The sequence below is a fragment of the uncultured Friedmanniella sp. genome (assembly GCF_964244005.1).
Classification (GTDB): Bacteria; Actinomycetota; Actinomycetes; order Propionibacteriales; family Propionibacteriaceae; genus Microlunatus.
In genome coordinates this window covers 1-4,831 of sequence record NZ_CAXTHG010000054.1, presented here as the reverse complement: position 1 = coordinate 4,831, position 4,831 = coordinate 1, and the positions used below count along the sequence as shown (strand labels likewise).

Here is a 4,831-nt window from a genome sequence, read left to right as displayed (position 1 = left end):
TGGTAGCAGCGTTCGCCTGAAAAGTGAAAGGTCGCCGGTTCGAACCCGGCCCTGGCCACCTCTCTCCCGTAGTTTCGCCCACGAGCGGTGCCCCGCACCGGCGGTGCGGGCAGCGTCGCTGCATCCAAACGCCGAGGCCTCCGCGAACTCTTGAGCGAACGTCGTCCGGGCTCGTCCCCACCAGCAGCCACGCGTACGCACGGAAGGGAGAGCAACCGGTGCCACCACGGACTGCCTCGCTCCTCCGAGCGGCCGCAGGGCGGGTGGAGGAGTCCGAAGCGTTCGGCGTGGGTAGAGTGGGTCACCCGGCTCAGGTGCCGGAGACATGCTGAGACCACGGAGGGAATCACCGGTCGTGACCGTCTCGCCAGACGACGACCTGAGCGCACTGGTCGAGGACTTCCTTGCCGGCGACGAGGTCGCGCTGGAGAAGATCTACAAGCGGTTCTCAGCTCTCGTCTTCACCGTTGCTCTCCGCTCGCTCGGCGACGCGACTGAAGCCGAGGACGTCGTGCAGAAGGTCTTCGTGGCGGCCTGGACGGGGCGGCACACCTACAAGCCGGAACGGGCGAGCCTGTCGGCCTGGTTGATGGGGATCACCCGAAACAAGGTGGCCGACACTCATCAGGCCCGGACGAAGCAGCGCCGCATCCAGAGCGAGGTGACGGCCAGCCTGAGCAGCCCACCCGACACCTTCGACATCGCCGAGCGGTTGATCATCGCTGACGAGATCGCCCGGCTGGACGCGGTTCCGCAGAAGGTGCTGCGGATGGCGTTCTTCGAGGACCTGACCCACGCCCAGATCGCCGAGCGGATGCAGATGCCGCCCGGCACCGTCAAGAGTCACATCCGTAGAAGTTTGATCAAGCTCCGACGCCGACTGGAGGTCTCCGCCCGTGCACGCGAATCCTGACCTCTTGGCGCTGCTCGCCCTCGGTGAGCAGGTCGGTCCCCCCGAGGAGCACGCCCACCTGTCCCAGTGCTCCGAATGCCGGGCCGAGCTGCACTCCCTGCGCGACGCCGCCGACATCGGACGCCGTACGAACGAGGGTGACACCTTGACCGCCCCGCCGCCCCACGTCTGGCAGCGCATCAGCGCCGAGCTCCAGCTCACCGGACCGGCGCTTGTCGCCGACGTCGTACCGCCGCCCGAGGCCGTGCCGGTGCCGAACCGTCGAGCCGTACGGGCTGCTGCCTTCGTCCTCGCTGCCGCGCTCGCGCTGGTGGTGGGGATCGGGATCGGCGCCAACCTCGACCGCTTCGCGGCCGGCGACGTCCAGGTCAGTTCCGTCCAGCTGAACGCGCTGCCGCCGTACGCCGGCTCGGCGGGCAAGGCCACGGTCGAGCGGGACGAGGACGGCAACCGCACTCTGGTCGTCCAGATCACCTCACCTGAGCCGGCCACCGGCCCCCGCGAGGTCTGGCTGACCAACACCGAAGCCGACCCCATGGTGGCGATGGGCTTCCTGACCAACGACTCCGGACGCTTCCCCATCCCGCCGGAGATGGAGCTGACGCAGTACCCACTGGTCGACATCTCCCAGGAGCCCGTCGGCGACAACGACCCGGACCATTCAGGCCACTCGATGTTGCGAGGCAAGCTCCCGCTTTGACCGGGGCCCGGCGGACGTCCGGCGGACGCACCGGCCCGGGAGTAGCGGGCCGAGCCCAGGCCTCGAGACCCGGCGCCGGATGACGGCGCCGGGCCTCGAGGGTCAGGAGTTCTTGATCGCCTTGAGCTTCGGAGTCTCCATCACGTCGCCCACGATGGTGTTCGAGCGACCGGGCAGCACGTAGCGCGAGCCCAGGTTGAGCAGCGTCTGGAGCCGGTTGCGACCACCGAGCAGGTACATGATGTGCAGGAAGATCCAGCCCAGCCAGGCGGTGACCCCGCGTAGCTTGAGACCCACCGGCATCTGCAGCACGGCGTCGCCGCGGCCGATCGTGGCCATCGTGCCCTTGTCGTGGTAGCTGAACGTCTCCGTCTCCAGACCACGGTGCAGCCGGGCGATCTGACGGGCGGCGAACTTGCCGGTCTGGATGGCCGGCTGCGCGAGCTGCGGCAGCGGCTTCTCCACGGTCAAGCTCGCGTCGCCGATGGCGAACACGTTCTCGAAGCCGATCACCCGCAGGTCACCGTTCACCTCGATCCGGCCGCCACGGCCGATCGGCAGACCCCATTCGCGCAGCACCGGGCTGCCGGAGACGCCGGCGGCCCAGATGACCAGGTCGACGGGCATCGAGGAGCCGTCCTTGAGGTCCACCCGGTCGGGGTGCACCTCCGAGATGGCCGTCTTGAGCCGCACGTCCACCCCACGCTTGATCAGCTCCTGCAGGGCGTACTGGCGCAGCGAGTCGTCGAACGGGGCCAGCAGCACCTCGCCCATCTCGACGAGCACCACCTTGACCTGCGCCGGGTTGAGCTCGGGGTACGTCTTGGGCAGCGCCTCGGTCTTGAGCTCGGCCAGCTGGCCGGCCATCTCGACCCCGGTCGCGCCGCCGCCGACGATCACGATGGTGAACGCGCCGGCGTTCGGCTCGGACATGCCGGCGATGATCTCCATGCTGCCGAAGATCGTGTCCCGCACCTTCAGCGCATCGGCCCGCGTGTACATCGACATCGTGTACTCGGCCGCGCCGGGGATCCCGAAGTGGTTGGTGGTGATGCCGGTGCCCACGACCAGGAAGTCGTAACCGACCCGGACGCCGTCGTCGCAGACGACCTCGAGCGCGTCGTGGTCGATCGTGCTGACCCCGGCGCGGCGGAAGCGGACGCCGGCGTGGCGAGCGGCGAAGTAGCGCAGCGAGTAGGTCACGTCGCCGGCGTTCAGGCCGCCGGTGGCCACCTGGTAGAGCAACGGCTGGAACGTGTTGTAGGGGTGCCGGTCGATGAGGGTGACGCGGAAACCCTCCTTGGCGAGCTCCGCGGTCGCCGACAGTCCGGCGAACCCTGCTCCGACGACAACGACATGCGGCATCTCAGTCACCCGCCCATCTAATCAGGGTCCACAACATGTACCCAAGCGGCACCCGCGAGTCAGGCCGTCGGCGGAACCGGCAAGCTCGTCCCACCGGCGTACGCCGCGGTCCAGCGAGCGATCTCGTCGAGGGTCCGAGCCCGCACGTCGGGCGCGGACAGCACCAGGTCGTGCATCCCGTCGGGGATCCGGACCAGGGTGAGGTGGCCGCCGAGCCGGACGGCGCGAGCAGCGATCTGCTCCACGTCGAGAACGCTGTCGACCGTCCGCAGCCCCTCGTGCCACCGGCGGGCGAAGTCCGTGGCGCCCGAGGCGAGCACCAGCACAGGGGCGTCGATGCCGAGCCCCGCCGCCACCCGCTGGTGACCGGCCAGGATGGCCCGCAGCCAACCCGCGCGGATGGGCGGGCTGGGAGTCACCTTCAGCTCGAGGTCGTAGTCCCACTCGCCCTCGAGCGAGGAGTGCAGGGCCCGGGCGTAGAAGCCGAGGTCGGGCGGCAGCCGCAGCACCGAGGTGGGGTTGCGGCTGCCGAGGGCGTCGATCAGCGGGCTGCCGAGGGTGCGCACCAGCGCCGACCCCTGCAGGTCGAGCCACGGCGAGTTGAGCACCAGTCCACGCAGTCGGCCGGGACGCGCGGCAGCCCAGAGGGCGGTGACCAGCCCGCCGGTCGAGTGGCCCATCGCCAGCAGCCCGTCGTGCTGGGCGGCGATCAGGTCGGCGGCCGCGTCGAGCTCGGTGTGGTACTCGTCGAGGTCGGTGATGAAGCCGGGCAGCTGGCCGCGGCGCAGGCTGCGGCCGTAACGCCGGAGGTCCAGGGCGTAGAAGGCGTAGCCCATCGCCTCGACCGCGTCAGCGAGGTGGGTCTGGAAGAAGTAGTCGTTCCAGCCGTGGACGTAGAGCAGAGCGGGTCGGCGGCCCTGGTCCCCGGCGTGGATCCGCCGGACCAGGGTGGCGACCAGCGCGACGTCGTCCGGCTCCCCCGCCGCCCGCACACCCTCAGGAAGGGCCAGGTCGGTGGCCTCGTACCCCGGCAGCAGGTCCGGATTCCACTGGGTCACCGCTCCAGCCTGCCAGACCGCCTCAGGTGATCAGCCGCCAGTTGAGCGGGTAGCGGTAGAGCTCGTGCCGGTTGGCCGCCATCGCCGCCAGGATGCACAGGACCAGCCCACCGATGAACACCAGCGGCACCAGGGCGAAGCCGATCAGCAGCGTCGTGAGGATCGACGACACGGTCTGGACGATGGTGTAGAGGATGGAGAAGTTCAGGGCCTCGACCGAGGTCTCCTTCAGCCAGCCGCTGCGGTCCTTGAAGACGAGGTAGATCACCAACGGACCGAGGAAGCCGAAGAACGGGATCGAGATGTGCGCCAGGACGCCCCAGAGCTTCTCGTCCGCCGGCGTCAGCGCGCCGCCGGCCACAGGATAGCCCGGCTGGGGCGGGTAATCGCCCTGGGGAGGATAGCCGCCCTGCGGCGGTTGACTGGGGGAGCCCGCCTGGGGCGGGAACCCCGGCGGAGGCTGGTAGCCACCCTGTTGCGGATACCCCTGCTGGGGCGAATAGCCCTGCTGCGGCGGATAGCCCTGCTGGGGTGGATAGCCCTGCTGCGGTGGGTACGCTGGAGGAGTCGGCTGGCCGTAGGGCGGGACCGGCTCGTCGTTGGCGGACGATGGTGTCCCGGGTACGTCCGGAGGTTGCTGGCTCATGCTCCCAGGCTAGAACGTGCTGACCGCAACCCGGAGGATTTGCCCGACATCACTGACGGGCACCGACAGATCCGGGTTAACCAGGGGTTAACCACAATACCGTTCAGTTAGGGTCGGCCGATGGTGTAGGTTGGCGGGCTCTGGGGCTG

At 69.3% G+C, this 4,831-nt stretch carries 5 protein-coding genes; 2 read left to right on the top strand and 3 right to left on the bottom strand.

Annotated features, from left to right (window positions below):
• Positions 1 to 355 precede the first annotated feature (355 nt).
• Together ACFE76_RS20240 and ACFE76_RS20235 are read left to right on the top strand one after the other, a co-directional pair.
• Positions 356 to 913: an RNA polymerase sigma factor gene (locus tag ACFE76_RS20240; protein WP_375433586.1), complete on the top strand. Its 558-nt coding sequence runs from the start codon at positions 356 to 358 to the stop codon at positions 911 to 913.
• On the top strand, positions 897 to 1,613 hold the full coding sequence (locus ACFE76_RS20235; protein WP_375433585.1) for an anti-sigma factor domain-containing protein: 717 nt from the start codon (positions 897 to 899) through the stop codon (positions 1,611 to 1,613). Before ACFE76_RS20240 ends, ACFE76_RS20235 begins: the two co-directional genes overlap by 17 nt.
• 102 nt (positions 1,614 to 1,715) lie before the next feature.
• Here ACFE76_RS20235 and ACFE76_RS20230 read toward each other — a convergent pair whose 3' ends face one another.
• Genes ACFE76_RS20230 through ACFE76_RS20220 form a run of 3 tightly spaced genes read right to left on the bottom strand, consistent with a single transcriptional unit; the run spans position 1,716 to position 4,682 of the window.
• Positions 1,716 to 2,978 carry an NAD(P)/FAD-dependent oxidoreductase gene (locus ACFE76_RS20230; protein ID WP_375433587.1) on the bottom strand — a complete coding sequence of 421 codons (1,263 nt, stop codon included), beginning with the start codon at positions 2,976 to 2,978 and terminating at the stop codon, positions 1,716 to 1,718.
• Between the two features lie 59 nt (positions 2,979 to 3,037).
• Positions 3,038 to 4,036, bottom strand: a complete 999-nt coding sequence (locus tag ACFE76_RS20225; protein ID WP_375433584.1) for an alpha/beta hydrolase — start codon at positions 4,034 to 4,036, stop codon at positions 3,038 to 3,040.
• Between the two features lie 22 nt (positions 4,037 to 4,058).
• Entirely contained in the window at positions 4,059 to 4,682 is a 624-nt protein-coding gene (locus ACFE76_RS20220) for a DUF4870 domain-containing protein (RefSeq protein ID WP_375433583.1), read from the bottom strand.
• Between the last annotated feature and the right edge of the window lie 149 nt (positions 4,683 to 4,831).

What these genes read in the sequence shown, in the direction of transcription:
- ACFE76_RS20230 (WP_375433587.1), bottom strand. Translation starts at nt 2,978, where the DNA reads ATGCCGCATGTCGTTGTCGTCGGAGCAGGGTTCGCCGGACTGTCGGCG.
- ACFE76_RS20220 (WP_375433583.1), bottom strand. Translation starts at nt 4,682, where the DNA reads ATGAGCCAGCAACCTCCGGACGTACCCGGGACACCATCGTCCGCCAAC.